This is a genomic window from Sporosarcina sp. GW1-11 (genome assembly GCF_033088395.1).
In the GTDB taxonomy this organism is placed as follows: Bacteria; Bacillota; Bacilli; order Bacillales_A; family Planococcaceae; genus Sporosarcina.
This window is the reverse complement of the sequence record NZ_JAPMIW010000042.1, coordinates 1-2,989: the sequence shown is the minus strand read 5'-3', so window position 1 is coordinate 2,989 and position 2,989 is coordinate 1. Positions and strand designations below refer to the sequence as shown.

General features: G+C 52.5%; 1 rRNA gene. It reads left to right on the top strand.

Features of this window, described 5'->3' with window-relative positions:
* Positions 1-58 precede the first annotated feature (58 nt).
* Positions 59-2,987: ribosomal RNA gene (locus ORD22_RS15040) — 23S ribosomal RNA — on the top strand.
* Positions 2,988-2,989 lie beyond the last annotated feature (2 nt).

Here is a 2,989-nt window from a genome sequence, read left to right as displayed (position 1 = left end):
TTCATCTACTTTTTAACCTTCTGATTCCTATCGCTAGGATGACGTTGGACCTTTTATAGGTTAAGTTAGAAAGGGCGCATGGCGGATGCCTTGGCACTAGAAGCCGATGAAGGACGGCACTAACACCGATATGCTTCGGGGAGCTGTAAGTGAGCTTTGATCCGAAGATTTCCGAATGGGGAAACCCACTGTCCATAATGGGACAGTACATGTACGTGAATACATAGCGTACTTGTGGCATACCCGGAGAACTGAAACATCTAAGTACCCGGAGGAAGAGAAAGAAAAATCGATTCCCTTAGTAGCGGCGAGCGAAACGGGAAGAGCCCAAACCAAGAAGCTTGCTTCTTGGGGTTGTAGGACACTCTATACGGAGTTACAAAGGAATGTGTTAGGTGAAGCGACCTGGAAAGGTCCGCCATAGTGGGTAAAAGCCCCGTAGTCGAAAGCACATTCTCTCCAGAGTGGATCCTGAGTACGGCGGAACACGTGAAATTCCGTCGGAATCCGGGAGGACCATCTCCCAAGGCTAAATACTCTCTAGTGACCGATAGTGAACCAGTACCGTGAGGGAAAGGTGAAAAGCACCCCGGAAGGGGAGTGAAATAGATCCTGAAACCATGCGCTTACAAATTGTCAGAGCCCGTTAATGGGTGATGGCGTGCCTTTTGTAGAATGAACCGGCGAGTTACGATTCCATGCAAGGTTAAGCTGAGAAAGCGGAGCCGCAGCGAAAGCGAGTCTGAATAGGGCGAATGAGTATGGGGTCGTAGACCCGAAACCAGGTGATCTACCCATGTCCAGGGTGAAGGTCAGGTAACACTGACTGGAGGCCCGAACCCACGTATGTTGAAAAATGCGGGGATGAGGTGTGGGTAGCGGTGAAATTCCAATCGAACCTGGAGATAGCTGGTTCTCTCCGAAATAGCTTTAGGGCTAGCCTCAAACGAAAGAATCTCGGAGGTAGAGCACTGTTTGGACGAGGGGCCCATCCCGGGTTACCGAATTCAGACAAACTCCGAATGCCGATGATTTATGTTTGGGAGTCAGACAGTGGGTGATAAGATCCATTGTCGAGAGGGAAACAGCCCAGACCACCAGCTAAGGTCCCCAAGTATCTGTTAAGTGGAAAAGGATGTGGCGTTGCCCAGACAACCAGGATGTTGGCTCAGAAGCAGCCATCATTTAAAGAGTGCGTAATAGCTCACTGGTCGAGTGGCGCTGCGCCGAAAATGTACCGGGGCTAAACAGATCACCGAAGCTGTGGATTGACCTTAGGGTCAATGGTAGGAGAGCGTTCCAAGGGCGTTGAAGCTAGACCGGAAGGACTGGTGGAGCGCTTGGAAGTGAGAATGCCGGTATGAGTAGCGAAAGAAGGGTGAGAATCCCTTCCACCGAATGCCTAAGGTTTCCTGAGGAAGGCTCGTCCGCTCAGGGTTAGTCAGGACCTAAGTCGAGGCCGATAGGCGTAGACGATGGACAACAGGTTGATATTCCTGTACCACCTCCCCGCCGTTTGAGTAATGGGGGGACGCAGTAGGATAGGGTGAGCACACAGTTGGTTGTGTGTCTAAGCAGTGAGGTGGAGAACGAGGAAAATCCCGTTCTCATATAACACTAGGCTGTGATGGCGAGGAGAATTATCTCCAGAGTCCCTGATTTCACACTGCCAAGAAAAGCCTCTAGCGAGGCGGGAGGTGCCTGTACCGCAAACCGACACAGGTAGGCGAGGAGAGAATCCTAAGGTGATCGAGAGAACTCTCGTTAAGGAACTCGGCAAAATGACCCCGTAACTTCGGGAGAAGGGGTGCTCTGGTAGGGTGAATAGCCCGAGAGAGCCGCAGTGAATAGGCCCAGGCGACTGTTTAGCAAAAACACAGGTCTCTGCAAAACCGTAAGGTGACGTATAGGGGCTGACGCCTGCCCGGTGCTGGAAGGTTAAGAGGAGGGGTTAGCGCAAGCGAAGCTCTGAATTGAAGCCCCAGTAAACGGCGGCCGTAACTATAACGGTCCTAAGGTAGCGAAATTCCTTGTCGGGTAAGTTCCGACCCGCACGAAAGGCGTAACGATCTGGGCACTGTCTCAACGAGAGACTCGGTGAAATTATAATATGCGTGAAGATGCGCATTACCCGCGACAGGACGGAAAGACCCCGTGGAGCTTTACTGTAGCCTGATATTGAATTCCGGTGCAGCCTGTACAGGATAGGTAGGAGCCTTTGATTCCGGAGCGCCAGCTTCGGAGGAGGCGTTGGTGGGATACTACCCTGGCTGTATTGGACTTCTAACCCATGCCCGTGATCCGGGCAGGAGACAGTGTCAGGTGGACAGTTTGACTGGGGCGGTCGCCTCCTAAAGAGTAACGGAGGCGCCCAAAGGTTCCCTCAGAATGGTTGGACATCATTCGTAGAGTGCAAAGGCATAAGGGAGCTTGACTGCGAGACCTACAAGTCGAGCAGGGTCGAAAGACGGGCTTAGTGATCCGGTGGTTCCGCATGGAAGGGCCATCGCTCAACGGATAAAAGCTACCCCGGGGATAACAGGCTTATCTCCCCCAAGAGTCCACATCGACGGGGAGGTTTGGCACCTCGATGTCGGCTCGTCGCATCCTGGGGCTGTAGTCGGTCCCAAGGGTTGGGCTGTTCGCCCATTAAAGCGGCACGCGAGCTGGGTTCAGAACGTCGTGAGACAGTTCGGTCCCTATCCGTCGCGGGCGCAGGAAATTTGAGGAGAGCTGTCCTTAGTACGAGAGGACCGGGATGGACATACCGCTGGTGTACCAGTTGTCTTGCCAAAGGCATCGCTGGGTAGCTATGTATGGACGGGATAAATGCTGAAAGCATCTAAGCATGAAGCCCCCTTCAAGATGAGATTTCCCATTACGCAAGTAAGTAAGATCCCTCAAAGAAGATGAGGTGGATAGGTCTGGGGTGGAAGTACGGCGACGTATGGAGCTGACAGATACTAATCGATCGAGGACTTAACCTATT